The following is a 26,074-nucleotide window of genomic DNA, read 5'->3' on the forward strand; positions in this document are numbered from 1 at the left end:
ATCTTATTTTAAAGAGTTTATCAGTGTCGTGATCATGGCTGCAATAGATGTTGTCGAACTGGCAATACTTAACACTTCTGCCAGACTGGCTCCTCTGTCCCGTTGGGTCTTGCTTGGAATTACGATTTCACAGCCCGGTTCGACTTTCGGATACCGTTTGAAGAAGATACCGACTTTACGTGTTGTCGCCACTTTTCCATTCATGTAAATGACGATGGGATATTTGCGTGCAATATCGTTATATCCTCCGGCTTGTGACAGGCAGTCCTGTACAGACATTCCTTTCGTATAGGTTATACTGTTCGGATAAGTGACGGAGCCACTGATCTTCACGGTACTTTGTAACTGAGGAATATAAATAGCATCACCATTCCTCAGAACCAGGTCATGAGTACTGCCAGGGTGAGCGAGTGCCTGTTGCAGATCTATCCCGACTGAATAATCTTTGATGTTTTCCAGTGATAAGGCGACAGAATCTTTACTACTTTTGTTTTTACTTAATTCAAGAAGTGTTTCGACCTGACGGATTTCATCTTGTGTTAACTGGCGTTTCAGGCTGGCTCCCTTTACATAAGCATCCGGGGTAACTCCTCCTGATTGAGCGATAATGTCGCTTAAGCGGGTATTTTTATGTGGAAGTGCATAATCACCCGCAAAAGTAATTTCACCATCGACCTTTACAACCTGCTGCTTTTCATAACCGGGAGAGAAACGCACGAATACCTCATCGAAAGGTTCGAGGGTAAAGAGTGTATCGGGTGTTCCTGCTATTTTGGATGGTAAATGTAAGTTTTCGTTTAGCGAGATAGTATATACTTTTGCTATTTGGTTCGTACTTTTATCTGCTGTCGGATCTTTTATGCGGCGTGCTATTTCCACATTGATGGTGGAAGCTGATTCCTGTAATCCCCCTGCCTGAATGATCGCATCTTCCGCAGTCATATTTTTGCTGTAAGGAAGGATCGTATCCGGGTTATTTACAGCTCCACCTACTTTTATGGTGTAAGGTTCCCGAAGTTCAAATAAAGAAGGGATATGTACTTTATCCTCTTTCTGTAATTCGATGTCGGGTGATTTCCCATTCATAATATCCTGTATGTCGATAGCCAGGACTGTGCTGGTGAAATCGGGGTTCAACCGGATGATCTGGGCACGTCCGATAAACTCATCGCCTTTTAAACCGGCAGCCTGATTTACCAGTTGTTTCACCGTATGTACTTTAGGGCTTAATTCATATTCACCCGGTCGCCAGACAGCCCCGGTTATAGTGAGCCGGTTGTCATAGAACGGGATAACGGAATCCACAAGCAGCGAATCGCCGTCCTGTAACATGAATGTCGGAAACTCTTCTTCCGTTACGGTCGCTATCTGATAGCGTGAACCTGATTTTCTTTTGATTGTGACATCTTCGGTAAAAGCATCTCCGGTGAATCCTCCCGCCATTTTAAGCAGGTCGCTTAAAGTTTCGCCTTTGCGAAGTTCGAATGTACGGTTGCGTTTTACTTTTCCATGCGTGTTGACGAGTTGTTCATAAGGTTCGATGATGATCATATCATTGTCTTCCAGACGAATATTCGTGTCATACTTCCCTTTCAGGAGATAATCGTATACATCCAGGTTGGCAATTTCTTTGTTATTCCGGTAGACACGGATATTTCGTAAAGAGCCGATATCATTTACACCTCCTGCCGCGTATAATGCATTGAACAGGGAGGCTAGAGAAGGTAATGTATAAGTACCGGGTGCGATCGCTTCCCCGACAATGTTTACTTTTATACTGCGTATCTTACCGAGGCCGACTGAAACGAATGTGTTGGGTTCGCTATCGTTCAGGTTCGCTATGATTTTCCCAAGTTCCTGTTTGATCTTGTTCTCTGCCTGTTCGATGGTGAGTCCGCTTAAAGGGACAAGGCCGACATTCGGGATAATGATCGTCCCGTCAGGAGATAAAGTTAATTTCAGATTTAATTCAGAATCTCCCCATACATTGATAAGGACTTCATCACCGGCCGAGAGAGGATAATTTCTGGGAGTCGGCATGTTCATGTTCGGTTCGAACGAGAGATTTTTGTTTGAGAATATGTCACGGCCGAATACTTGATTCCGGGTGCTGTCCTGGATGCTATTATCTTCTCTTTGCTTTTCTATCGATGGAATTTCATTGTTGGTTGTAACCCTTTGTATATCTGTTGTACCGGAAGAAGGAGTTACCGGAGTTTTACTATTTGTGTTTCCTATTCGTTTGGCTATTTCCTGTTGGATCTGCTCTTCGGTCATCCCAGCCGCTTTGGCTTTGTCGATGAATTCCTGCGGGATCTGTGCAGATACAATGATTGAAAATGAAAGAAAAAGAGTACAGAAAAAAAGTTTGTTTAGCGTCTTCATAAAATCTCTTTAATTTTAGTGACAATTCGTTCGCTGGCAAGTCCGTCTCCATAAGGATTGACAGCCTTGCTCATTTGTTCATAATATGCTTGATTTTCCAGTAACCGGGAGGTCTCGTCTAATATCTTGACAAAATCAGTTCCAACCAGTTTCACTGTTCCGGCGTCTACTGCTTCCGGGCGTTCGGTGGTATCGCGCATGACCAATACCGGTTTTCCTAATCCCGGAGCTTCTTCCTGAATACCGCCGCTATCTGTCAGGACGATGGCAGATCGCTCCATCAGATAAACGAACGGAAGATATTCCTGCGGCTCTATAAAGAACATGTTCGGAAGATGCGTATTTCCGAACACCTCCTGTATAGGTTTCCGTACATTCGGGTTCAGGTGCATCGGATAGACAAAGTCTACATCCGGATATTTTTCAGCTAAAGTTTTGATAGCTTTACACATGGCTATAAAACCAGTACCGAAATTTTCCCTGCGATGACCTGTTATTAAAACCAATTTCCGGTTACTTTGTTCTGACAGACGGGCTATTTTATAACCCGCTGTTTCCAGGTCTGCAATAAGCTGTTGGCGTAAATTGTCCTTATTCTTTATTTGACTGACCACATGATACAAGGCGTCTATTACAGTATTGCCTGTTACTGTGATCCGGTTCTCGTCTATCCCTTCCGCAAGCAGATTTTTTTTACTTAAAGAGGTAGGAGAGAAGTGATAAGAAGCTATTCTCCCCGTGATCTGGCGGTTCATTTCTTCCGGCCAGGGACTGTATATATTATGAGTACGCAATCCGGCTTCTATATGTCCGACGGGTATCTGTTGATAAAAGGCGGCCAGGGCGGCTGCGGTAGAGGTGGTCGTATCGCCGTGTACCAGTACCAGGTCGGGGTTGGCTTTTTGCAAAACGTCTCTCATATTGGTCAGGACACGGGCGGTAACATCATATAAATCTTGTCCCTGTTTCATTATGTTGAGATCGTAATCGGGATGAATATCAAAAAGGTGAAGAACCTGATCCAGCATCTCCCGATGTTGTCCGGTGACGCAAACGATTGTTTGGAACTGTTCCGGATATTTTTGAAACTCCTTGATCAGCGGAGCCATTTTTATTGCTTCGGGGCGAGTCCCGAAGACTAGCATAATCTTTTTCATTTTGTTTCTTTTATTATATGCAACATTTGTTCAGCAAGGAGTTTGCGGTTGAAGTCGTGAGCCAGTTTCCGGCATCCTTCTTTGCATTTTTCATATAAAGCGGGATCAGAAAGAAGCAGATGCAGCTTCCGGTTAAAATCATCTTCCGACTCCGGCTCGAAGCACAATCCTGCCTGATAAGATTCTACGATCTGGCGGGCTTCACCGTCCACACCCATAAGAATAGGGATTTCCATACCTGCATTCTCAAATATTTTGGAAGGAATGACTGTCGTGAATAAATCGGATTTGCGTAAATTGATCAAAGCAATATCCAGAATAGATATGTATCGTTTTACCTCTTGCTTGGAGACCGGATCGAGCATGGTTACATTCTTTATATCTAATTGCTCTTTTCGTTTTAGTAAATTCTTTTTTTCTGCTCCAGTCCCGATCAGCAGGAAATGATAATTGTTTTTACCATCCATCCCGGCTGCACATTGCAGTATGAAATCCAGTTTATGAGCCATCCCGTGTGTACCTATGTAACCGATGATTTTTTTCCCTTCCAGATGTAGCTCTTTGAGTAACTTCCGATCTTTTTCTGCCGGTTTGAACTTTGTTAAGTCTACTCCGTTCTTTATCACAACTATCTTTTGAGGTGATATTCCTTTTTCTTCCAGCCTTTTCTTGAAAGAGTCGGTTACAACGACGATCTTTCGGGCTGACTGATAACATCTTTTCTCTTCCCATTCAAAAAAGCGAATGACCGGATTGTCTTTCATGGCCCCGACGGTCTTGATCGATTCAGGCCACAGATCCCTCACTTCCATGATCCAGGGTTTTCTTTTCCAAAAAGCTAATGTGCGTCCGGAAAGAGCCGTGAAGAATTGGGGAGATGTTGCTATGATCATATCAGCCTGCTGGAAAAGACCGGCGAAGAAAGAAGAAACGGAGAAGCTGATGTAATCGAGCGTACGTTTCAGGAATCCTTCGTTAGCGGTGATATAACTCCATACACGGATCACTTTGATGCCATCCATGTATTCCGTCTGATACAGTTTATTCTGGTACCCTTCGTATACCTTTCCCTGTGGAAAATTGGGTGTGCAGGTGATAACTGTTACTTTTTCTCCAAGCTGAACCCACTCTTTGCAGTGCTCATAGGTTCTGCTGGCAGGTGCATTTACCTCCGGGGGAAAATTGTCGGTAAGAAATAAAATGTTCATTTGTGTTTTACTCTTATGTTAGTCGCAGCGTATCGTGTATTGCATTTGATTGGTAAATGCGATTCCTATTCTTTTAGTTGCGACTCGTTTATTATATTCGAAAGCTATTTCACAGTTTTCGATCCATATTTCATCTGTTCCGTAAAAATTGAAAATTGCCAGGTTTGTTTTTATAGAATCATTATTGACGGAGATGATCCGGATATCCGGATGAAGATGGATCAGATTGATTCCGTTTTTCCCGGATATGGGTAGAAGAGAATCACAAATCATAATCTCCTTATCATTCATATTGAAGATTCGTTGATGTTCGACTCCGGATTTCCTGAAACCGTTGTGACATGCCGTAATACAGTACTTATCTTCTTTTAAGCCCGTGATCTTTGCCCGGTGTGCCACCCTGAAGCCTCCCCACACTTCACTGGAACTCTTTCCATTTACCAGTACGGTATTGTGGGCACGCGTCTCGCGTTCATATTGTCTGCGGTCATTCTTCTCATAAGTTGAAATACCCGAATCGACAACAAAAGGCTTCCCGTCGATACGTAATTCATAATTGAATGTATCGGCATGGGCATGTCCGGGGATATAATCGGGACCGATGTTCCCGACATCCAGAACCATTTCAAAAGGTCCGGATACAAATTTGCGGTAGCCGCTTTCTTTCAGTTTATGGACCGACCATTGAAGATCCAGCCGTTTAGCATAGGCAAATAATTCTTTTGACGTCGGCGCTATCCCGTAAGCGGAATCATTCAGTAAAGGGATTGTTCCGTCTTTATAGATGATCGCGTTCAGCCAGCTAAGCATAAGCCGGGCTTTTTCTTCAAGAAAAGAAATAACATATTCTTGCCCTTCAAAACGCTCATTATATTTTAAAGCATTGATACAGTCCAGCAACCGGTCCAGAAGTATTTCATGATACATCGGGCTTAATTCATAATGTGCTCCATCGGGAAGGATCTGTTCATTCAGTTCCTGCGTCAACAGCCAGACTGCTTTTTCGTAAAACTTTCCTTCCTGAAAATAAAGACCTCCCCATAAAAGCGAATAAGCGTTTTCCAGAAGGTGATTGCCTGATAAATGATATTCTAAATTGCCATATAAACAGAGATACTGGGAGTAGAGCGAACTGTCCCATTTCTGTAGTTCTTGTGCCGGGATCAGTTCGCGGTAGCGAGAAATGCATTTTATCCAGTTAATACCTCTGAGTGCGGTAGGATAGGGTTCCATGCCCGGTCGATTCAGTGGAAGTACTTCAATGAATGAATTGATCCAATAAGACGCTTCTTCAAAAGTGATATTCTTTTGTAAAAGAAAATCCATATAATTCAGGTTATAGAGCCATAATGCACCTTGCCGTTTGTCTTCCCATCCGGCGAAGTCTGCATCCAGGTTTAGGAATGTGAAAGTATTTTTACCGGAAAATGATGTCGGTTTGACTATGAACGAGGCAAGCTGCAGCGTATTGCCTGGTTTATAAATCATTGTTTTGTGACTTCTATTGTGTCGAAAAGCCAAATGTTTCTTCGTTCTGTTTCTTAAGAGGTAAATTAATTGCTGAATTTTCAGAAACCGTATTGTGTGGTAATATCGTTTAATCTTCATTTTCAATTTCTTTATATATTTGGAGAATACGGGGAACAGGATTTTCAATATGATCCGGTTGCAGATTGCATTCTATTCGTTTGTAAACGACATCTAACGTTTTATTCAGTAGATCATCAAAGTCTCTGTTGCGGAACAATATTGTTGAAGCAGGACGGGAACAAACATCACTGGCAATGACTGGTGTTTTGTATAATAATGCTTCCTTTACGGAAATACCTTCAATATCTGTAGAAGTGGGGCGGAGGAATAAATCAGATAGTTCCCATATTTCAAAACCATTGCTAAGTGAGTCTGAAAAGATCAGAATGTGATCATTTAATCGATATTGCTTGATTTTGTTAAGACACTGATCATAATATTCTTTATCCCCTATTTGAGGTAAACAAAAGATGAGTCCTGCATTTATTTCTTTTCGGTTGAGTTCACGGATCAGTTCGATCAGAAGATCAAAACCATAGGTGTCGATTCCATTTTCCAGCAACAGACAGGAGGCATTTGCAGATATAAGGAAAGTATGCCGATTGCGGAAATTAAGTATAGAGTTATTTATTTTCGCCCGTTCGTTATCTCCCGGAGGGATAAATGCCGGCATAAGGTGCATGTTTTTATTCGTTCCAAATCCTTTTTCCAGTAGCAAGGCTTTATACAGGGGATCATTTAAAAAGATGAATGATGCCTGTTGTAAAAACTTTTTAATAATGACTTTTTTGATAAACGACGTTTCATGAATCAACCGTTTATTATGTAAGGTAACACCAATCTTGTGTTTGATACCAAATAAGTATAGTAGCAGAAATGCTTTTGTGTTGTTAGAATGCAGATGAATGATTCTCTTCTCTTTGAATAATAATAAGAAAAACTCCCAAAAAGAATATTTTACTTGATGAATATACTTGCAGGAGACCTTATTGGGTTTGAAGTTCCGTAAAAGAACGAATTTCGATAGATTGAGGTGATATAACAAGCGCTTTACATGGATTGTTACACCACCGACGGGTGGGGGATATGCTCCCCATAACTCTATTTTCATAATGAATGTATTATATGTCTGTAAAGCCAGGCAGTGAATCGTTTGTGACAGTGAAATAATAGAATAAACAATGATCTGTTTCTGTTTTTGAAGAAAGCATACAGGTTGTTTCGATAATGTGTATCGAATATTCTAGCCAGTAACAATAGAAGTTCTTTCTTATTTTCGATATTTACCTGTATTAGTTTACAGTATGTTAAAGCAGATTTAGATGTGATAAACATATCCCAGTAAACAGATAATCCAGGATAAAACCGTGTGCATAACATCCGTATCTCCAAGCCGGCTTTTATTTCATCCATATCTTTCAGGGAAAAGGAAGCTCTCGATAAACTGTTCGGTTCCAATACATAGAAATAAAGTTTCTGGTCGGAAAGGTACATTCGGTTGCATTGAGTCAGAACTTTGAACAGATACACCTTATCTTCTGATTTATATAAAGCCGGGAATCGTATCTCTCTGAATTTACTGCTCCTGAATAACTTTCCCCAGGGAAAATTCTTTATTCTCTTTTGTTCGCTGAACATTTCCAGGCAGATAAAAGAACCTCTGAGTAGTTCGGGAAGAAGTTTTCTGCCGGATATAATCTCTCCCTTTTCCGTAACGGAATAATGGTCGACCTGTACAATGTCCGCTTTGTGCAGGACTGCATGTGACAACATCCGTGATAAGAAATCCTGTTCTGTATAATCGTCACTGTCGACGAAACAGAAATATTCACCGTTCATATATTCCAGCCCCTTGTTCCGGGCAATTCCGGGACCGCTATTCGTTATGTCCAGTACACAGATACGCTTGTCGTTACGTGCAAAACGCAGTAATATCCCGGCAGACGAGTCTGTCGACCCGTCGTTGACGAAGATCAGTTCCGTGTTTCGGTGACTTTGTGCCAGTAAAGAGCAGATACATCTTTCAAGTGTCCTTTCTGCATTATATACTGGGATAATAACAGATATCAGCGGATCATTCATGTCGTTCTTCATTAAAAAAATCGTCGATAGTTCTTTTTAAAGTTTCCAGAAACTGTCTGCCGTACTTCAGGTCCGGTTCCAGATAATTCCCTTCTCCCCATTCATTCCATGACTTGACAATGACAATCCGTTCTTCCTCCGGTTTATCTTTTACATTTTCACAAACCTCACGAATATGTTTGGCAAATAATCCGGGGGTTGAGTTTTTAAGGATAAAACCACTGTTCTTTGAGCGCGGGGAGTGATCCCAATTGGGGATCAGGGTAGGATAGATGTGTATATCTTTATCTTCATCCGTTGTGAAATACCGGGAAGCAAAAGCGTAGTCGATCACATTCGGCATGCGGTAAAAGGTACGGAATAGTTTCAGGTAAACCTTATACTGAAAACTGATGTGCTGATTATAAAAATCCTTTTTCCTGTCCATATTGACTGCATTGAATCCTTTTTTCAGATAATCCTCAGGTTTTTGTAAAGTACATTCTCTTAATTGGGCGACAAAATGGATTCCTTCAAGACCATTTTCACGGGCCAGCTTGTTCCACAGGTCTATGAATTGTTCTATATCCGGTATTTCATCCGGATTGAATATCATAAAGAACGGTTTATTGTTCACCCTCACGTAACGTTTATCTTTAAACGCTTTGAGCAGATAATAGAAATGAGCGGTATGATCTTCCGTTCCCGGATACTCCTGTTTTATCAGTAAAGTATTATCTCCCGATTTATCGAACAGTTTTTTTTCCCAGCTATGATTTGCCCATGCCAGGCAAAAAGGAAAATCCGGTTTGCCGGAATCGACGACTTCTTCAAAAACTCTTTCTAACAGCATTCTTCCATTTCCGAACCAGTAATGCCAGTAGCAGAATGCTTCTATGCCATATTCATCAGCCATGTTCGCCTGTTCCTGTCTGATCTCCGGCAACCGCAGGTCATAATACCCCAGGTCGGCCGGTACTTTCGGTTGGTAGTGTCCCCGGAAAAGAGGACGTGCTTTTCCTACATTCGTCCATTCTGTAAACCCCTGTCCCCACCATCGGTTGTTTTCGGCAAACGGATAATATTGGGGCAGATAGAGTGCCAGCAGGCGTATATTTCGATCTTTACTCATATATTTATTTTTTATTTCTTAGATCAATTAAGTTTTGAGTTGCGTTGTAAAAAATAAGTTCCCGTCCGTAATGTTCTTTGTTTGTGAAAACCGATTCATACGGATACCATAATTCATACCTGCGGGTATGATCGGCCAGACCGGAGGTATCTTTATAATAATAAAGCGATTTGTGTGCAAACAGGATAAACAATCCCAGGCAGGAAACAACTATCCCCAGTTGCTTACGCTTTTCCCGGGTAACATCGTATATCACATTGACGCTATAAGTGATAGCCAGAGGCGTCAGGTAATTGGTAAACCGGAAGATACCTTCGTTGAATCCTCCCAGAAAAGCGAAAAGAAGGAATACTTTGAACAGTAGATCCTGCCGGTTTCCCCCCGATTGGTCCGACCCTTTTCTTATCAGTCTGCCATGTACCAGATAAATAAGCAGATAACAGATGAAAGGCATTGAGTTGTTGATGATACCGTTCAGGTTATTCATCTCTCTGGTCCCATATGAGTGCATTTTTATTAACAGGATGCCCGGTAAAAAGGTAAGGGAATCCGTTTTATTTTGCAGTATATAGAACAAGCAGGTGATCGTAATGAATAATATCGTCAATGAAACCTTGATATATTTTTTCTGCAATGTCATCATCAGGAACGGCAAAAAGAATAAAACAACGGCAGAAAGGTGGAATCCCAGGGATAAAACACATCCGGCCGTATACCTTATCCATTTTTTATCGATCAGATTTTTCATATTGAACAGGAACACCGATATAGCCAGAGACTCTCTTAAAATCTCCATATTGAAATACAAAAAGTAAAACACATAATAGAGAAGGAGGCAGGCCAGTAAATGCCTGGAGTATTTATTGAAAAAAAAGACCATTGCCGTATTAATGATCAGGGCATGTATGATCTGCATAATGAAAAAACGGGTATCTATGGCTTTGGTTGTTGCGCAGAACAGATACCATAGCGGACCATATCCGTTTTCGTATAATCCATAATTTCTCAAATCCTTGAATAGCGGAAAAGAGGGATAGATATCCTGATAGTATAAAGAATCGCCCCCCACACGATATCTGAGTCCGGCAACCAGCACAAACAATATCCAGATGATATAACTACCCGGTATTCTCCAGGATTTCTCACCCTTTATTTCCGATAAATACAGGAAAAAGAGAATCGTGAACAGGATCAGCAGATATATCATTTCTAAAACAGGGTTATGAACGAGGTTTCAAAAAGAGTTTCCTGATCCTTTTTCTCTGGAAAATAAAGAGAAGAAGCAGATATGACAGCAGATAAATAATACCGGTAGTCATCATATCGAAGAAATTATTTACGGTAAAAGTAAACCTGAGTATCAGGAAAATGAATAAGGCTATCGAGAAAAGGGATGAAAAAGTGATGATAAAATCTTTTATATCCAACACTTTCCTCAAATAGAACAGCAGGAGCAAATGAACGACTGTCTCTGTAATAAGCGCCGAGTAAGCTGCCCCTTCAAAACTCAACCGGGGGATAAGCAGCAGGTTCAACAATATATTGACGATGGTTCCGCAAATCACTCCCCGTGTCAGTTGCCGGATCTTGTCCTGCGTGATAAAAATATTGTATAAACCTAACCCTGAGTAGACAATTGTCGGTGCGACAATAGCTAATACCCTGTCTGAACCGTTAAATCCATTGCCGAATACAAACAAACATAACGTATGCGAAGTCAGTATCAGCAGGAACATAACCGGTATGCTGATGATCTGGGAGGCATATAACATTTGTGTCATTTTCTTCAAATACTCTTCCTGTGTCTTTTTCTTACTCAGATAAGCTAGCCGGGGCATCATAGTAATACCTAATATACTGATCATCGTGATCAGGATACGGGCAAGCTTATTCGGATAATCATAGACGGCGACAGCATTCACCCCCGATATATATCCAAGCATGATATTGTTCAGTGACAGATAGATAGTCGTAAAAATACTTGGCACGAACAGGAATATGGCCGGCTTGAATATAGCCCTCAATGAATTCCTGATCCCTGTAAAACGGATTTTTAACCCTATCCTCGACAAATTAGTCCAGAAAATGATATTGCTGATCAATAGAACACCCTGCTGTATAATAATATAAAGCGGCAGGTCATCCGTATCCTTTACAAAAAGGAAGATCAGTAAAGTTCCGATTATTTTGATCAGTATATTACGGGTAGCGATCAGATCGAACCGTTCGAAACCTGTATATACCCACGACAGGTCGGTCATTGTCGTGAACAGGACGATATTGAACAGGAAATAGATGGGGGTAATCTGCTGAGCAAAACAGACCCATATATTATATAAGGATATAGCCAGCAGATTAAAAAAGAACTGATATGTAATGCACTGGGAGAATTTTTTCTGTAGATTTTCCGGATGATCCCGCTGTTCGGCAAGCGATTTGGCGCCGTATAATACAATCCCCAGATTACCGACCAACGTAAAATAACTGGTGACGGATAATCCGAAAGAATTGGTACCCAATGCTTCTTCCCCCAATACCCTGGTCAGATAGGGTAATAACAGCAGGTTGATCAGTATACCGGAAACCTGTACGGAACCATTGAACAGTACATTTTTAATGATCCTCATGAATTGATCCCACAAAAATCCAGTATTATTTTATCGTCTGTATATGGTAGTTCTTTGAATTCCTTGTGTGCCACCATAAAGACAACGATATCCGCTTTTTCATAAGCTACCTTATAATCGGTGAGCTTGAAGACCTTATGTTCCTTTACATTCGGTTCGACCACCAGGATATCGGCATTATTGTGACTTTGCATCACTTTGGTCGTGATATATTTGGCAGGTGATTCCCTCAGATCATCTATATTAGGCTTGAAAGCCAGCCCCATCATGGCAACGACAGGCTTCCGGTGATGCTGTAATTCAAACTTCAACATCTCTTTTTCTATCTTTTCTGCACACCAGAAAGCCTTATAATTATTTATCTCCCGTGCCTTGGCGATCAGTTGCGATTCGTAGGGGAACTCGGCAGTGATGAAATAAGGATCGACGGCAATGCAATGACCGCCTACACCGGCTCCCGGCTGCAGGATATTCACACGGGGATGCTTGTTTGCCAGTTCGATCAGTTTCCAGACATTGATACCCGCTTTATCGCAGATAAGCGACAACTCGTTAGCGAATGCGATCTGTACGTCGCGTGAGGAGTTCTCGGTTAGTTTACACATTTCAGCAGTTTTGGAGTTCGTCTTATGCAACGTACCTTTCACGAAGCGGCTGTAGAATCCGACAGCCGCTTCCGTCGACTCTTCATTGATACCCCCGATAACCCGGTCGTTGTGCACCAATTCATAAATCACATTTCCCGGAAGTACCCGCTCCGGGCAATAAGCGATAAATATATTATCTTTCAGCTCCGGGCGGAGTGAGAATATCAGTTGTGTCATTTTTTCCGTCGTTCCTACAGGCGACGTCGATTCGATCACAAACAGATCCTCTTTTTTCAATAACGGGATGACAGACCGGGTCGCTGTTTCCACATACGAAATATCCGGTTCATGGTTCCCTTTGAATGGTGTCGGTACAACGATCAGGTAGACATCGCTCACCTCCGGTTCGACTGAAGCTTTCAGATGGCCTGAAGCCACTACCTGCTGACAAAGTTCCTGCAGTCCCGGTTCGACGATATGTATTTCCCCTTTGTTTGTCATCTCTACAACCTGAGGGTTAATGTCTACTCCAATTACCTCGATGCCGTTTTCGGCTGCTATTATTGCTGTGGGAAGACCTATATAACCTAATCCCATAAAACATGCTTTCATAATTTAAATGATCCTTTTAAATGATTTTCTTTTTTTTCAACGAATTCTTTTTGTTTTGTATTTTATCCAGACAAACGTTCAGAGCCGTCCAGATCACTATATCTCCAATAAATAGAATATTGATATTTATATAAGGGGCCAGTACGATATTCAAACAGCTGAATGCCCATGAAATTGCCAGGATATAGAGTAGTGCCTTGTGGGGGCTGCACCCTATTTCCAGGAATTTATGGTGTATATGATTTTTATCGGGTGAAAACAGGCTTTTACGTCTTCGGAACCGGATCAGCATGACCCGTATTACATCGAACATCGGAACGATCAATGTCGAAAATGAAATAAGGATGGCGCTGGTGGTATAAGGAGAGATGTCCGGGGTATACGCCGCATAACTGATACAGAGAAAAGCCAGGATATACCCCAGGGTCAGGCTTCCGGTATCCCCCATAAATATCTTCCTTCCGTGTTCCGCCTGTCCGAACACATTATAATAGAAAAAGGGGATCAGTACGCCCAGTGTTGAGAAAGACAACATCGCATACGACCACATATGTTGATGTAGAAACAAAGACCCTAATATCAGCAAGGCAGTCCCACTTAATCCGGATGCCAACCCGTCGATACCGTCTATCAGATTGATTGCATTCGTAATAAAAACGATTGCAAAGATAGTCAGCGGCATACCGATCCAGGGGGCCAGTTCATAGATACCGAAAAGACCGTAAAAGTCATTGATCCACAATCCGGAAAGTGGGAGTAGGGAGGCTGCTAGAATTTGTACGATGAATTTGGTATGGTATCGCAGACCTATCAGATCGTCTTTGATACCGGCCAGATAGAGTACGATCAGTCCGCAGGTAAGTAAATAGAAATCGGGAGTGATATGCGGAGTGATATTTTGAGGAATTTTCAACCCGTATAAATACCCCAGATACGAGATCGCGGAAACGAAAGCCAGCGAGAATAAGATAGTCGGTGCAAATGAAATCCCTCCCAGACGGGGGATAGCACCCGTGTGTATTTTTCGTTCGTTAGGCATATCAAAGAGTCTTTTTGTCAAAGCCACGATCAATATGCGTGGAATGATCAGCATAGATAAGACTACTGATATGATAAAGGCCATTAAAATCAAGACATATATCATTTGCGTTTGAAGTTAAGTTATACGACAATGTTCGTCAGTCCCATCTGGTCACTGACGTTTATTCATTCTGTTTTTTGTTTAGTCGCTATATAAACAGAAGATTCCTTGATTCGTTCACAAATAGGAGGTCAATTACTCTATTTTAACTATGAATATCAATGCTTTGGAAGGCTCAAAAAAGAAAGACCTGTGTTTGGGAAGCTATAATTTTCATTTTCAGTTCTCATTAGAAGATGTATTTTTCATAAATGATAAATGAATCTAAATTCGAAAAAAAGATTAAAGAGCATACAGTTGCAGAATGAGTCGTTTTTACTCTCCGAAAAGACCCTCGAAAATGACCGAAAAACCTGTTTAAAGGCGTATAAAAGGGCTTGTATCTGTAGATTTTGAGCTAAAAAACAGGTTTTTGTATATTTCTGATAACCTGTGTGTTAATAAATCGGATATGCCTTGTAGCTACTTCTCGATAGGGGTGAAAATGACGAATTTAAACGATCGTTTATTCTCGCCATTATTTAGTTTTTTTTAAGTGTTAAATTTAAGCATTAAAAGATTCATTATACCTTGTCTAACAAGGCATGATGAATTTTTTATTTTGTTTGTTCGGAAATTAATGCATACTTTTGCGGTGACTAAAAAAAACGATCGTTTTTCCTAGTCATTATCGTCGTTACAGCTTTGTGACTGACGACCTTCTGTGTATCAATTATATAACTAGTATTAATGTCCTATCTTTTGATAATCACCACTTCGGTGATTCCAATATTACACCCGTTTTTGAAATTCTCCGGTGTTTGGTAATAGCTTTCAGAGTTATTGCTCTGATATATCTATGCTTTCCGGGAAATTCGTAACCATATTCATACCCTTCTTATGACAATGAACTATCATTATATAAGTTTACAGCATTTTTTTTCTCGTCTGATAACAATGAGATACATTAATAAGTGGATTATTTTTTGGTTTGACTTGCTCATTTCGTTGTCAGTTTCATTGATTGGAGTATTAGGACTTTTTTCCTTTTTACGTATCCCATACACCCAGGCGGATGTTTTGAAAGGTGCATTTGCTTCTTTAATAGGAAGTTTGATCGCTTTTTTCACGTTTAAGGTGTATCATGGGGTAATTCGCCATTCCACCTTGCGTGGTTTATGGAGGATTTGGGGAGTTGCTGTATTGAAATCAATTGTCCTGTGTACGTTGCTTTTGGTCTTAAAAGCTTCGTTTACTCCCAAGGTTTATCTGGTCGGATTGTTTATCGATTGTGTTCTGACAATGTTGATGTTGGTCACCTTTCGCATTTTCATTGTGAACATGTATAATATGGTATTGCTGCAGTTCGGTAAAAAGCGAAAACAGGTGTTGGTCTATGGTACCGGTGATGAAAGTGTTATGATCGCTTCGACTGCAACCCGACATATTTTTGTTCAGGATTATTGTATAACCGGCTTCCTTACCTTCAACAAAGAGAAAAGGAATTTCCGCATCGCCGAATTGCCTGTTTATCAGGTTGCCTCTCGTGAAGACCTTTTGAAGTTAGTAAACCGGAACTCTTTGGACGGAATACTTTTCCCTAATCTGAAAACAGTACAGTATGAGAAAGAACGGTTGATCCGTTTCTGTGAACAGATCTCTTTGCATACTCTGGTGGTTCCCGAGATGGAAGAGGTTCATAACGGAACGATAAAACGGTCTATCCGTGACATAAAGATTGAAGACTTGTTGGGACGTGATGAGATCAAGATCAACATGCAGGAGATAGCTTGCTTGTTGGAGAATAAGGTGATACTGGTTACAGGTGCAGCCGGTAGTATCGGTAGTGAAATTTGCCGTCAGCTAGCTCATTTCCCTATTTGTAAATTGATTTGTTTTGATTCAGCCGAAACTCCGATGCATAATTTGCGTTTGGAACTGGAAGATAAGTATCCTAACCTGAGTTTTGTTCCTGTGATAGGAGATGTCCGCTGCGAAGATCGTTTGGACTATGTTTTCCGAAAATGGCATCCGCATATCGTATTCCATGCTGCTGCGTATAAGCATGTGCCGTTGATGGAGGAGAATCCTTGTGAGGCAGTGCGGGTTAATGTTTATGGAACACGGTTGGTTGCAGATGCTGCCGTAAAGTACGGAGTTGAAAAGTTTGTAATGATTAGTACGGATAAAGCAGTGAATCCGACTAATATTATGGGGTGTAGCAAACGGCTGGCTGAAATTTATGTACAGAGCTTGAGTTTGGCTATTATAAAAGGTGAAGTACAGGGGGACACAAAATTTATAACGACCCGTTTCGGTAATGTTTTGGGTAGTAATGGTTCTGTCATACCTCGTTTCCGTGAGCAAATTAATAATGGAGGTCCGGTTACTGTAACTCATCCTGATATAATTCGTTATTTTATGACTATCCCAGAGGCGTGTCGGTTGGTGTTGGAAGCTGGTACGATGGGGAATGGAGGAGAGATATTTGTATTTGACATGGGGCAACCTGTGAAGATTGCAGATTTGGCTCGACGGATGATAGAACTTTCAGGTATGAGAGTCGGGGAGGATATTGAGATAGAGTATACGGGATTGCGCCCTGGCGAGAAATTGTATGAAGAGCTTTTAAGTCATAAGGAAAATACAAAAGAAACTCTCCACGAAAAAATTCGAATTGCTGATGTTAGAGAATATAACTATCAAGATGTGATAAGATGTGTCAATGTTTTGTCTAATCTTTCCCTGAATGTAGAAATAGTTGATATGGTGAGAGGAATGAAAAGCTTTGTTCCTGAGTTTAAGAGTCAGAATTCAGAATTTGAAAAGTTGGATAAGTAGTAGTAATATATGAATATAGCAATTGTTGGTACAGGTTATGTGGGGCTTGTTTCAGGAGCCTGTTTTTCAGAGATGGGAATAGATGTCACTTGTGTAGATATTGATGAAAACAAAATTACGAAGTTATTAAATGGTGAGATGCCTATCTATGAACCAGGTTTGGATGATTTAGTTACACGTAATGTGAAGGCCGACCGTCTTCATTTTACAACAGATTTGACCTCTTGTTTGGATAAGGTGGAAATAGTCTTTAGTGCGGTGGGGACACCTCCGGACGAAGATGGAAGTGCCGATTTAAAATATGTACTGGAAGTAGCCCGTACGGTGGGACGTCATATTAAAAAGCATGTCGTATTAGTGACAAAGAGTACAGTGCCTGTTGGTACAGCCAAAAAAGTTCGGGCAGCTGTACAGGAAGAGTTGGATAAACGTGGGGTTGAGATAGAATTTGATGTTGCTTCTAATCCTGAATTTTTGAAAGAGGGGGCAGCTATAAAAGATTTCATGACGCCTGATCGTGTGGTAGTTGGTGTTGAAAGTGAACGGGCAAAAAAAATGATGGAGAAATTATATCGTCCTTTCACACTGAATGGCTATCCCATCCTGATCATGGATGTTCCTTCAGCTGAAATGACGAAATATGCAGCCAATGCTATGTTGGCGACCCGCATCAGCTTTATGAACGATATTGCCAATCTCTGTGAACGTATCGGAGCAAATGTAGATAATGTACGTAAAGGTATGGGGACAGATTCCCGTATCGGTAGCCGTTTCCTGTATGCCGGTTGTGGGTATGGAGGTTCTTGCTTTCCAAAGGATGTGAAAGCTCTATTGCATACAGGAATAGAAAACGGATACCACATGCGTGTTATAGAAGCTGTAGAATCGGTAAATGAAGAGCAAAAGAATATTGTATTTGATAAGTTGAGTAAGGCTTTTAATGGAGATCTGAAAGGTAAGACTGTTGCTTTGTGGGGATTGTCTTTTAAACCTGAAACAGACGACATGCGTGAAGCTCCTGCGTTGGTTGTGATTGATAAGCTTTTGAAAGCAGGTGCTGTGATTAATGTATTCGATCCTATTGCCATGGATGAAACAAAGCGTAGGATAGGGGATGTAGTCACTTATTGTAAGGATATGTATGAAGCGGTGATTGATGCAGATGCTATCGCTTTGATGACGGAGTGGAAACAATTCCGTATGCCCAGTTGGGCTATTATTCGTAAAGCCATGAAGAATTACGTGGTTGTGGATGGGCGGAATATCTACGATGGTGAAGAATTGAAAGAGTTAGGTTTTATTTATTCGAGAATCGGACAGAAATGAAACGTATATTAGTAACGGGTGGAGCCGGTTTTATCGGTTCCCATTTATGTGAACGTTTGGTAAAAGAAGGTAATGATGTGATTTGTTTGGATAATTATTTTACCGGAAGTAAGGATAATATTCGTCATCTACTACAATATGATAATTTTGAGTTGGTTCGTCACGATGTAACCTCTCCCTATTATGCCGAAGTTGATGAGATCTATAACTTGGCTTGTCCTGCATCGCCTCCTCATTATCAATATAATGCCATCAAGACAATGAAAACTTCCGTTTACGGAGCAATGAATATGCTGGGATTGGCTAAACGGACTAAAGCAAAAATCCTACAAGCTTCGACCAGCGAAGTGTATGGTGATCCGGCTATTCATCCGCAGGTTGAATCTTATTGGGGGAATGTGAATCCAATCGGTATCCGTAGTTGCTACGATGAAGGCAAACGTGCAGCCGAAACTTTGTTTATGGATTATCATCGTCAGAACGGTGTACGGATTAAAATCATCCGTATCTTTAATACGTATGGACCTCGAATGAATCCGAATGACGGACGTGTCGTTTCTAATTTCATCGTACAAGCGTTAAAAGGTGAAGATATCACAATCTATGGGGATGGAACCCAAACCAGAAGTTTCCAATATGTAGATGATCTGATTGAAGCCATGATCCGAATGATGGCAACAGGTGATGATTTTATCGGTCCTGTCAATACAGGAAACCCCGGGGAGTTTACGATGTTGGAATTGGCAGAGAAAGTGATAGAGTTGACCCATTCAACATCTAAGATTGTGTATTGCCCGTTACCGGATGATGATCCGAAACAACGGAAGCCAGACATTACGTTGGCAAAAGAAAAACTGGAATGGGAACCTAAAATCCGATTGGAAGAAGGATTGAAGAAAACATTTGAATATTTTGAGGATAAAATAAAAGAGTGATACTTTTTAGGTAAAAGATTTATTCCCTTATTAAAATTACATGAGTGATTCATTAAAACATCAAGCCGTAAAAGGCGTAATATGGAGTGCTATTGAACGGTTTTCCGTACAAGGGATACAGTTTGTGTTAACTATTATTATCGCTCGTTTGGTATTGCCGGCTGATTATGGATTGATAGCCATGCTGAATATCTTTTTGGCTATTGCCCAAGTTTTTGTGGATAGTGGTTTCTCGAATGCGTTGATACAAAAAAAGGATCGTACAGAAACAGATTTTTCTACGGTTTTCTATTTCAATATCTTTATTTCGGTAGTTTTTTATTTGCTCCTGTATTTTAGTGCACCTTACATCTCGTCTTTTTATAAAGAACCAAGTTTGTCTCTGATAACACGTTGGATAGGATTGAATATTATTATATCAGGTTTATCCATTGTACAACGGGCTAAGTTGACTATCAATGTCGACTTCAAAAAACAAGCTAAAGTTTCTTTTACAGCCGTATTAGTTAGCGGAATAATCGGGATTATATTGGCATATAAAGGTTGGGGGGTATGGGCGTTGGTAATCCAGACATTATCAAGCAGTCTATTAAATACATTATTATTATGGATATTTGCTAAATGGATTCCTAAATGGGTATTTTCAAGAGAATCCTTTTACATTTTATTTTCATTTGGTTCTAAATTGCTCTTATCCGGGTTATTACATACAATTTATATGAACTTGTATAGCTTGGTGATAGGACGTCGATATTCTTCTGTAGATGTAGGTTTTTATAATAGAGCGTACCAATTTGCTAATTTCCCTTCTATAAATATAGTGGGAATTATTAATAGGGTAATTTTCCCAATACAGTGTGAAATGCAAGATGATAGTGAACGCCTTAGAATATCTTTTATCAATTACTTGAGAATGTCTTGTTTTATTATATTTCCATTAATGATTATTGCGGCGGTTTTATCTAAACCACTAATATTATTATTGCTGACAGATAAATGGCTTCCAGCTGCTAAATTGCTATCCATATTGTGTTTTGCTTATATGTGGTATCCAGTAATGGTTGTCAATAATCAGATATTGAATGTAAAAGGTCATTCTGACTATTTTTTGCGTGCAGAAATTCTTAAAAAGATAATTGCGATTACTATACTGTTTGTAACTTTATCTTTTGGAGTACAAATATTATGCTGGGGAATTGTTATATATAATTTCTTTGATATGATAATTATTATCTATTATTCCAAGAAAGTAATCTATGTAAAATATAGTGAACAAGTTCGTTATATAATGCCTTTATTTTTAATCTCATTATTAACTGGGGGAACAGTTTATTTGAGTACATGTTTTTTTGATGGAGATTTATTAGGCCAATTAATAATAGGGAGCCTCATTGGATTATTAGTTTATATATTGGCCTGCTTTATTTTTAGAATGCAAGAAATAGATCAAATAGTATTGATAATAAAAAAGTTATATATAGAATGTACAAAGTAACCTTGTCCATGCCGATATACAATGTGGCTCCGTATGTGGAGCGTGCATTGCTTTCTGCATTGAACCAAACATTTGAAAGTATCGAATTTTTATTAGTGGACGATCGAGGAACCGATAACAGCATGGAGATTGTTCGTAGGATCATCAAAGACCATCCAAGAGGAAAAGATGTTCGTATTATAGAGCATCCACATAATATAGGTACGGGGGCTACAAAAAATACAGCTATAGACAATGCTCAGGGAGAGTTTCTGTTTTTCATGGATAGTGATGATGAGATTACCCCGGGTTGTATACAGGTGTTATATGATAAGATGATTGAGTGTCCTGTTGATTTTGTCGCTGGATCTATGTGTGAGGTCATAAATGATAGTAAAACTATAGATAGGGTTTTAATGGACACTACTCGAAAGGGAGAATTTGCTTTATCTACTTATATTTATAAAGATAGAAAGTATTTCCCCATAATGCTTTGGAATAAATTGTATAATTTAAAATTTCTTCGCATAAATCATATTCGGTGTTATGATACTCATTTAAATGAAGATGATATTTTTAGCTTACACCTTTCTTATTATGTAAGAAGTTTTTCTTTTACTTCAAAAATAACTTTGAGATATTTTAGAAGAGATAGTTCAACTACAGGTAATACTAATTTGATTAATACAGAAAGAATTATAAGGCAGGAAAAGGATATAGTTATAGAATTGAATAAGTATTTAAAAATGTATAATAAGGAAAGTGTATATCCTTATTATTTATCATTTGTTATAAGAGTATTATTCTTTTTGTGTTTTAGATTTGTTAAATATAGGTGTACGAGTGATCTTGAAAAGAAAAATTTTGTAGATAGTTTATATTTATTAGATATAAAGAATTGGGAAGTATTAAGATTTATGCATAAAGACATCAAAACACTGATGGCTTTTGTGTATTTAATGTTTCCATATAAAATAAAAAAAATTATTAGTAGATATTATTGAGTTTATAGATAAGATATTTTATAGTTGTGTTTATGTTTTGATATATAGATGTATACGTTTGTAATATAAGAGTAGTATATTTTATTTATCTTGTTATGTTAGATGCATATTTACATGTTTTTCTATTTCGATATATTTTATTATTAATTGTCTTTATTGAGTCTTTTTATTTGTTATTATTTTATAATCGTATACATGTTAATGGCGCTACAAATTTACGACTTACTTTGTTTTTTATATTTTGTCTATATTTTGTAGGATATAGACAATGGTGGATAGAAGATGTTTTTGGAGATTCTATACGTTATGGAAAAGCATATTTAGAGTTTTCATTATATAAATCATGGGATTTTGAAACCTATAAAGAATATGGATTTTGGTTATTAACATATCTATGTAGATGGTTGGGGCTCTCAGTAGAGATGTTTTTTCTTGTTTGTGCATTTCTTTATCTTTTTCCTTTATTTGTATCTAGTTATAAGTTGTCAAAACAATATCCTCATTTGATTATATTATTTATTGTGACAACTATGAGTTTTTATATGTATGCAGTTGATGGAATAAGAAATGGTATATCTACATCTTTTTTAATTTTAGCATTTGTGAATTATCGAAATACGTTACGATTTTTTATTTACTCATTAATTGCTTTTTCTTTCCATTACTCTGCAGTTTGGCCATTTTCGTTCTTTTGTATAGCAATTTTGTACCCTAAGGTTAAATTATATTTATTTGCCTGGGTGTTTTCAGTTTTTTGTGGATTTATGCTAAGTGGATATATAAAGAATCTACTTTTGATTATTCCTTTTTTGAATGAAAAAGCTGAGAGCTATCTGACTGGTACTGTAAGTTTAAGTATGTTTTCAAAAGTTGGATTCCGTTGGGATTTTGTTTTATATAGTTCGTTGCCTATCTGGTTTTCATCTTATTTTTATTTCATAAGATCTTATAGAAATGACTTTTATAATAAATTGTTTTCCTGTTATCTATTATCTAATATGCTATGGGTTTTTATAAATGAAGTTCCGTTTTCTAATAGATTTGCATATTTATCATGGTTTATGATGCCATTGTTAATTGTTTACCCAATGATTGATATGAAATATTTTAATTATAGATATACTTCTATATCAATTGTATTGATAGGATATTATTTATTTACGATTATTTTATGAATTCAAAGATTAGCTTAATAATACCAGTTTTTAATTTAGAAGCTTATATTGATCGATGCATTTCTAGTTTGCTTTTCCAAACTTATGAAAATTTGGAATTTATTTTTGTCAATGATGGCTCTAAAGATAATTCGTTATCAATTTTACGTATGTACGAAAAGGAAGATAAACGTGTGAAGGTTATAGAACAAGAAAATGCGGGAGTTTCTGTTGCAAGAAATCGTGGTATTGAAGTTTCAACTGGAGATTATATCATGTTTGTTGATGGTGATGATTGGTTGGAATTTAATACAGTTGAAAAAATGTTTGAATATATAAATTCAGGGGACCATGATATTGCTTGTTGCAATTTTGTATTTGAGTGCTTAGAAACAGGTAAGAAACGTTATACTTCTCGTCCATTTACTTCATATGAATTGAAAGGTAGAGATATCCTTGCCTCTTATTTGTCTGGTAAAGGTTTATGGGCATCTTCGTGTGCTCGGTTATATAAAGTATCTTTTTTGAAAACTTATTGTTTTCAGTTTGAACCAGGAGTTTCTATAGGGGAAGATGGTTTTTTCTCGCTTCAGGTAATGTCCAAGGCGAAATCAATAATCATATGTGGAGATCCATTTTATCATGTACTTGTACGTTCTTCTAGTGCAACAAGAAGTGTAGCATATAATGGTTTTTTATTTAGAGAAAATTCTTATTGTAATTATTTATATAATAATGGTTTGTTAGAAGATTTTATAGAGGAGTATAGGGTATGGTTTCTTTGGTCTTGTACTTCTTATATTTTGAAAGCTGCATTAAGACTTTCTTATGCTAATTTTAAGACTTCTTATGATAGATATGTCATTGATTCAAATTTTTACCAATTTAATAAACACTCTATTCGTAAAAGAATGTCTTTGAAAAAGTATCTATTGGCATTGTTGTCTAAATATCCACAATTGGCTTACAGCATTTTTTATATCTATACGAAGATGTATAAAAAATATTTGTTTTGATTAAATGTAATTGTTATATAAGATATGTCTATATTTAAAGATAAAGTCCTTTTGATTACTGGAGGCACAGGTTCTTTTGGTAATATGGTTTTAAAGCGTTTTCTAGATTCGGATATTAAGGAAATACGTATTTTTAGTCGAGATGAAAAAAAACAAGATGATATGCGGCATTTGCTTCAAAATCCTAAAGTGAAGTTTTATATAGGAAATGTCAGGGATCGTTCTTCTGTGGATAATGCTATGGCGGGTGTAGATTATGTGTTTTCTGCAGCAGCATTAAAACAGGTTCCTTCTTGTGAGTTTTTTCCTATGCAGGCCGTAATGACGAATGTGATGGGGACTAATAATGTTATAGAGTCTGCAATACTGCATAAAGTAAAAAATGTAGTAGTGTTATCTACAGATAAAGCTGCCTATCCTATAAATGCGATGGGAGTTAGTAAAGCAATGATGGAGAAAGTCGCAATAGCGAGAGGACGTTCATTAGGTGCCAATGCGGAAACAACAATTTGTTGTACCCGATATGGGAATGTAATGGCAAGTCGTGGTTCGGTTATTCCACTTTGGATAGAGCAAATCGAACGGCATTTACCTCTTACTATTACAGATCCTAATATGACTCGATTTATGATGACATTAGACGATGCGGTGGATTTGGTTATTTATGCTTTTGAACATGGGAGTAATGGAGATCTATTTGTCCAAAAAGCGCCTGCGGCCACATTGGTAACTTTAGCATCAGCACTAAAAGAGTTATTTCATTCGGATTCTGAGATTCGGATTATAGGAACAAGACATGGTGAAAAAATATATGAGACGTTAGTTACTCGTGAGGAAATCGTTCGGGCAGAAGATATGGGGGAATATTTTAGAGTTCCGTGTGATGCAAGAGATTTGAACTACGATCGATTAGAGTCAGGGAACGAAAGGATTACTCCTACTGATGATTATCATTCTCACAATACAAGGCGTTTGGATATAGAGGAAATGAAAGCATTATTGTTAAAGGTCGATTATGTAAGAGTAAAATTAGGTTTAAGTTTATGAGGGTCTTAATTTTGGGAGCTACCGGTATGGCCGGTCATTTAATCACACTCTACTTTAAGGAGAGAGGGTATGATACAGTAGCCTTTGCTACAAGGAAAATTTCTTATTGTGAATGCATAGTAGGAGATGCTTTTGAACTTGATAAGTTACAAAATATTCTTATTGAGGGAAAATATGATGTGGTAATTAATTGTATAGGTTTACTTAATCAAACAGCAGAAGACAATCCTGATAAAGCAATTTTTTTAAATAGTTATTTGCCTCATATCCTTGAGAGTTGGTTAAAAGATAAGTCAACAAAGCTCATTCATATGAGTACAGATTGTGTATTTGCAGGAAATACAGGTCCTTATACAGAAAAAAGTTTTCCAGATGGAAAAACAATGTACGATCGTTCTAAAGCTTTAGGTGAGATTAATAATAATAAAGATTTGACCTTTCGAAATTCAATAATTGGTCCTGATATGAAGTGTTATGGCATTGGACTTTTTAATTGGTTTATGAAGCAAAAATCGTCTATTTATGGTTTCACTGGTGCTATTTGGACGGGGGTAACTACTCTTACATTGGCGAAAGCTATTGAAAAAGCTATTGATGAAAATTTAACAGGAATATATAATTTGGTAAATAATGAAACTATCTCTAAGTATGATTTGTTGAATCTTTTTAATTGTTGTTGTAAAAAGCATCCTATAGAGATCTTGAAAAATAATGATTTCAATTTAGATAAAACTTTAATTAATACTCGTAAGGATTTTTCTTTTAAAGTTCCTTCCTATAAAGATATGATTGTGGAGATGAAAGATTGGATTGATGAACATAGTGGTTATTATCCTATATATTATTATCAGTAGTGTA

General features: G+C 38.4%; 20 protein-coding genes. 9 read left to right on the forward strand and 11 right to left on the reverse strand.

What is annotated here, in order from left to right; translation table 11 throughout:
* Positions 1-3 precede the first annotated feature (3 nt).
* The 11 genes from IEY67_RS19175 to IEY67_RS19225 all read right to left on the reverse strand — a co-directional run bounded on the left by IEY67_RS19175 (position 4) and on the right by IEY67_RS19225 (position 14,443).
* Complete coding sequence (locus tag IEY67_RS19175; RefSeq protein WP_122374091.1) at positions 4-2,385, reverse strand: SLBB domain-containing protein; 2,382 nt, start codon at positions 2,383-2,385, stop codon at positions 4-6.
* On the reverse strand, positions 2,382-3,542 hold the full coding sequence (wecB, locus tag IEY67_RS19180) for a non-hydrolyzing UDP-N-acetylglucosamine 2-epimerase (protein WP_122374092.1): 1,161 nt from the start codon (positions 3,540-3,542) through the stop codon (positions 2,382-2,384). The genes IEY67_RS19175 and wecB overlap by 4 nt, the downstream gene beginning before the upstream one ends.
* Positions 3,539-4,750: a glycosyltransferase family 4 protein gene (locus IEY67_RS19185; protein WP_122353006.1), complete on the reverse strand. Its 1,212-nt coding sequence runs from the start codon at positions 4,748-4,750 to the stop codon at positions 3,539-3,541. The genes wecB and IEY67_RS19185 overlap by 4 nt, the downstream gene beginning before the upstream one ends.
* An 18-nt stretch (positions 4,751-4,768) precedes the next feature.
* The gene (locus tag IEY67_RS19190) at positions 4,769-6,358 is read right to left on the reverse strand and encodes a heparinase II/III domain-containing protein (RefSeq protein WP_183670754.1); all 1,590 of its coding nucleotides are present in this window, start codon (positions 6,356-6,358) and stop codon (positions 4,769-4,771) included.
* Positions 6,348-6,953: a glycosyltransferase gene (locus IEY67_RS25225; RefSeq protein ID WP_229801134.1), complete on the reverse strand. Its 606-nt coding sequence runs from the start codon at positions 6,951-6,953 to the stop codon at positions 6,348-6,350. The genes IEY67_RS19190 and IEY67_RS25225 overlap by 11 nt, the downstream gene beginning before the upstream one ends.
* A 434-nt stretch (positions 6,954-7,387) precedes the next feature.
* Positions 7,388-8,374, reverse strand: a complete 987-nt coding sequence (locus IEY67_RS19200; protein ID WP_189086830.1) for a glycosyltransferase family 2 protein — start codon at positions 8,372-8,374, stop codon at positions 7,388-7,390.
* Entirely contained in the window at positions 8,355-9,473 is a 1,119-nt protein-coding gene (locus IEY67_RS19205; RefSeq protein ID WP_183670748.1) for a glycosyltransferase WbsX family protein, read from the reverse strand. Before IEY67_RS19205 ends, IEY67_RS19200 begins: the two co-directional genes overlap by 20 nt.
* A 4-nt stretch (positions 9,474-9,477) precedes the next feature.
* Positions 9,478-10,680, reverse strand: a complete 1,203-nt coding sequence (locus IEY67_RS19210) for an EpsG family protein (RefSeq protein WP_183670746.1) — start codon at positions 10,678-10,680, stop codon at positions 9,478-9,480.
* A gap of 13 nt (positions 10,681-10,693) precedes the next feature.
* Entirely contained in the window at positions 10,694-12,100 is a 1,407-nt protein-coding gene (locus IEY67_RS19215) for an oligosaccharide flippase family protein (protein WP_183670743.1), read from the reverse strand.
* On the reverse strand, positions 12,097-13,299 hold the full coding sequence (wecC, locus tag IEY67_RS19220) for a UDP-N-acetyl-D-mannosamine dehydrogenase (protein WP_183670741.1): 1,203 nt from the start codon (positions 13,297-13,299) through the stop codon (positions 12,097-12,099). Before wecC ends, IEY67_RS19215 begins: the two co-directional genes overlap by 4 nt.
* A 16-nt stretch (positions 13,300-13,315) precedes the next feature.
* Positions 13,316-14,443 (reverse strand): MraY family glycosyltransferase, encoded by a 1,128-nt coding sequence (locus IEY67_RS19225; RefSeq protein WP_183670739.1) that lies wholly within the window; start codon positions 14,441-14,443, stop codon positions 13,316-13,318.
* A gap of 876 nt (positions 14,444-15,319) precedes the next feature.
* Between IEY67_RS19225 and IEY67_RS19230 the strand changes: the two genes are divergently transcribed.
* The 9 genes from IEY67_RS19230 (at position 15,320) to IEY67_RS19270 (ending at position 26,070) form a co-directional block, all read left to right on the forward strand.
* On the forward strand, positions 15,320-17,260 hold the full coding sequence (locus tag IEY67_RS19230; RefSeq protein ID WP_183670738.1) for a polysaccharide biosynthesis protein: 1,941 nt from the start codon (positions 15,320-15,322) through the stop codon (positions 17,258-17,260).
* Positions 17,261-17,269: 9 nt separating this feature from the next.
* Entirely contained in the window at positions 17,270-18,586 is a 1,317-nt protein-coding gene (locus tag IEY67_RS19235) for a UDP-glucose dehydrogenase family protein (protein ID WP_183670736.1), read from the forward strand.
* Complete coding sequence (locus IEY67_RS19240) at positions 18,583-19,521, forward strand: UDP-glucuronic acid decarboxylase family protein (RefSeq protein WP_183670734.1); 939 nt, start codon at positions 18,583-18,585, stop codon at positions 19,519-19,521. The genes IEY67_RS19235 and IEY67_RS19240 overlap by 4 nt, the downstream gene beginning before the upstream one ends.
* Positions 19,522-19,561: 40 nt before the next feature.
* Entirely contained in the window at positions 19,562-21,016 is a 1,455-nt protein-coding gene (locus IEY67_RS19245) for a lipopolysaccharide biosynthesis protein (protein ID WP_183670732.1), read from the forward strand.
* On the forward strand, positions 21,004-21,999 hold the full coding sequence (locus IEY67_RS19250; protein WP_183670730.1) for a glycosyltransferase family 2 protein: 996 nt from the start codon (positions 21,004-21,006) through the stop codon (positions 21,997-21,999). The genes IEY67_RS19245 and IEY67_RS19250 overlap by 13 nt, the downstream gene beginning before the upstream one ends.
* Before the next feature lie 95 nt (positions 22,000-22,094).
* Complete coding sequence (locus tag IEY67_RS19255; RefSeq protein ID WP_183670728.1) at positions 22,095-23,174, forward strand: EpsG family protein; 1,080 nt, start codon at positions 22,095-22,097, stop codon at positions 23,172-23,174.
* A complete protein-coding gene (locus IEY67_RS19260; protein ID WP_183670726.1) occupies positions 23,171-24,169 on the forward strand; it encodes a glycosyltransferase family 2 protein in 999 nt (332 codons plus the stop codon). Before IEY67_RS19255 ends, IEY67_RS19260 begins: the two co-directional genes overlap by 4 nt.
* 24 nt (positions 24,170-24,193) lie before the next feature.
* Entirely contained in the window at positions 24,194-25,216 is a 1,023-nt protein-coding gene (locus tag IEY67_RS19265; RefSeq protein WP_183670724.1) for a polysaccharide biosynthesis protein, read from the forward strand.
* Positions 25,213-26,070 (forward strand): dTDP-4-dehydrorhamnose reductase family protein, encoded by an 858-nt coding sequence (locus tag IEY67_RS19270; protein ID WP_183670722.1) that lies wholly within the window; start codon positions 25,213-25,215, stop codon positions 26,068-26,070. The genes IEY67_RS19265 and IEY67_RS19270 overlap by 4 nt, the downstream gene beginning before the upstream one ends.
* The last annotated feature ends 4 nt before the right edge of the window (positions 26,071-26,074 follow it).

It is taken from the genome of Parabacteroides faecis (genome assembly GCF_014647375.1).
In the GTDB taxonomy this organism is placed as follows: domain Bacteria; phylum Bacteroidota; class Bacteroidia; order Bacteroidales; family Tannerellaceae; genus Parabacteroides; species Parabacteroides faecis.

What these genes read in the sequence shown, in the direction of transcription:
- IEY67_RS19175 (WP_122374091.1), bottom strand. Translation starts at nt 2,385, where the DNA reads ATGAAGACGCTAAACAAACTTTTTTTCTGTACTCTTTTTCTTTCATTT.
- wecB (WP_122374092.1), bottom strand. Translation starts at nt 3,542, where the DNA reads ATGAAAAAGATTATGCTAGTCTTCGGGACTCGCCCCGAAGCAATAAAA.
- IEY67_RS19185 (WP_122353006.1), bottom strand. Translation starts at nt 4,750, where the DNA reads ATGAACATTTTATTTCTTACCGACAATTTTCCCCCGGAGGTAAATGCA.
- IEY67_RS19190 (WP_183670754.1), bottom strand. Translation starts at nt 6,358, where the DNA reads ATGAAGATTAAACGATATTACCACACAATACGGTTTCTGAAAATTCAG.
- IEY67_RS25225 (WP_229801134.1), bottom strand. Translation starts at nt 6,953, where the DNA reads ATGCCGGCATTTATCCCTCCGGGAGATAACGAACGGGCGAAAATAAAT.
- IEY67_RS19200 (WP_189086830.1), bottom strand. Translation starts at nt 8,374, where the DNA reads ATGAAGAACGACATGAATGATCCGCTGATATCTGTTATTATCCCAGTA.
- IEY67_RS19205 (WP_183670748.1), bottom strand. Translation starts at nt 9,473, where the DNA reads ATGAGTAAAGATCGAAATATACGCCTGCTGGCACTCTATCTGCCCCAA.
- IEY67_RS19210 (WP_183670746.1), bottom strand. Translation starts at nt 10,680, where the DNA reads ATGATATATCTGCTGATCCTGTTCACGATTCTCTTTTTCCTGTATTTA.
- IEY67_RS19215 (WP_183670743.1), bottom strand. Translation starts at nt 12,100, where the DNA reads ATGAGGATCATTAAAAATGTACTGTTCAATGGTTCCGTACAGGTTTCC.
- wecC (WP_183670741.1), bottom strand. Translation starts at nt 13,299, where the DNA reads ATGAAAGCATGTTTTATGGGATTAGGTTATATAGGTCTTCCCACAGCA.
- IEY67_RS19225 (WP_183670739.1), bottom strand. Translation starts at nt 14,443, where the DNA reads ATGATATATGTCTTGATTTTAATGGCCTTTATCATATCAGTAGTCTTA.
- IEY67_RS19230 (WP_183670738.1), top strand. Translation starts at nt 15,320, where the DNA reads ATGACAATGAACTATCATTATATAAGTTTACAGCATTTTTTTTCTCGT.
- IEY67_RS19235 (WP_183670736.1), top strand. Translation starts at nt 17,270, where the DNA reads ATGAATATAGCAATTGTTGGTACAGGTTATGTGGGGCTTGTTTCAGGA.
- IEY67_RS19240 (WP_183670734.1), top strand. Translation starts at nt 18,583, where the DNA reads ATGAAACGTATATTAGTAACGGGTGGAGCCGGTTTTATCGGTTCCCAT.
- IEY67_RS19245 (WP_183670732.1), top strand. Translation starts at nt 19,562, where the DNA reads ATGAGTGATTCATTAAAACATCAAGCCGTAAAAGGCGTAATATGGAGT.
- IEY67_RS19250 (WP_183670730.1), top strand. Translation starts at nt 21,004, where the DNA reads ATGTACAAAGTAACCTTGTCCATGCCGATATACAATGTGGCTCCGTAT.
- IEY67_RS19255 (WP_183670728.1), top strand. Translation starts at nt 22,095, where the DNA reads ATGTTAGATGCATATTTACATGTTTTTCTATTTCGATATATTTTATTA.
- IEY67_RS19260 (WP_183670726.1), top strand. Translation starts at nt 23,171, where the DNA reads ATGAATTCAAAGATTAGCTTAATAATACCAGTTTTTAATTTAGAAGCT.
- IEY67_RS19265 (WP_183670724.1), top strand. Translation starts at nt 24,194, where the DNA reads ATGTCTATATTTAAAGATAAAGTCCTTTTGATTACTGGAGGCACAGGT.
- IEY67_RS19270 (WP_183670722.1), top strand. Translation starts at nt 25,213, where the DNA reads ATGAGGGTCTTAATTTTGGGAGCTACCGGTATGGCCGGTCATTTAATC.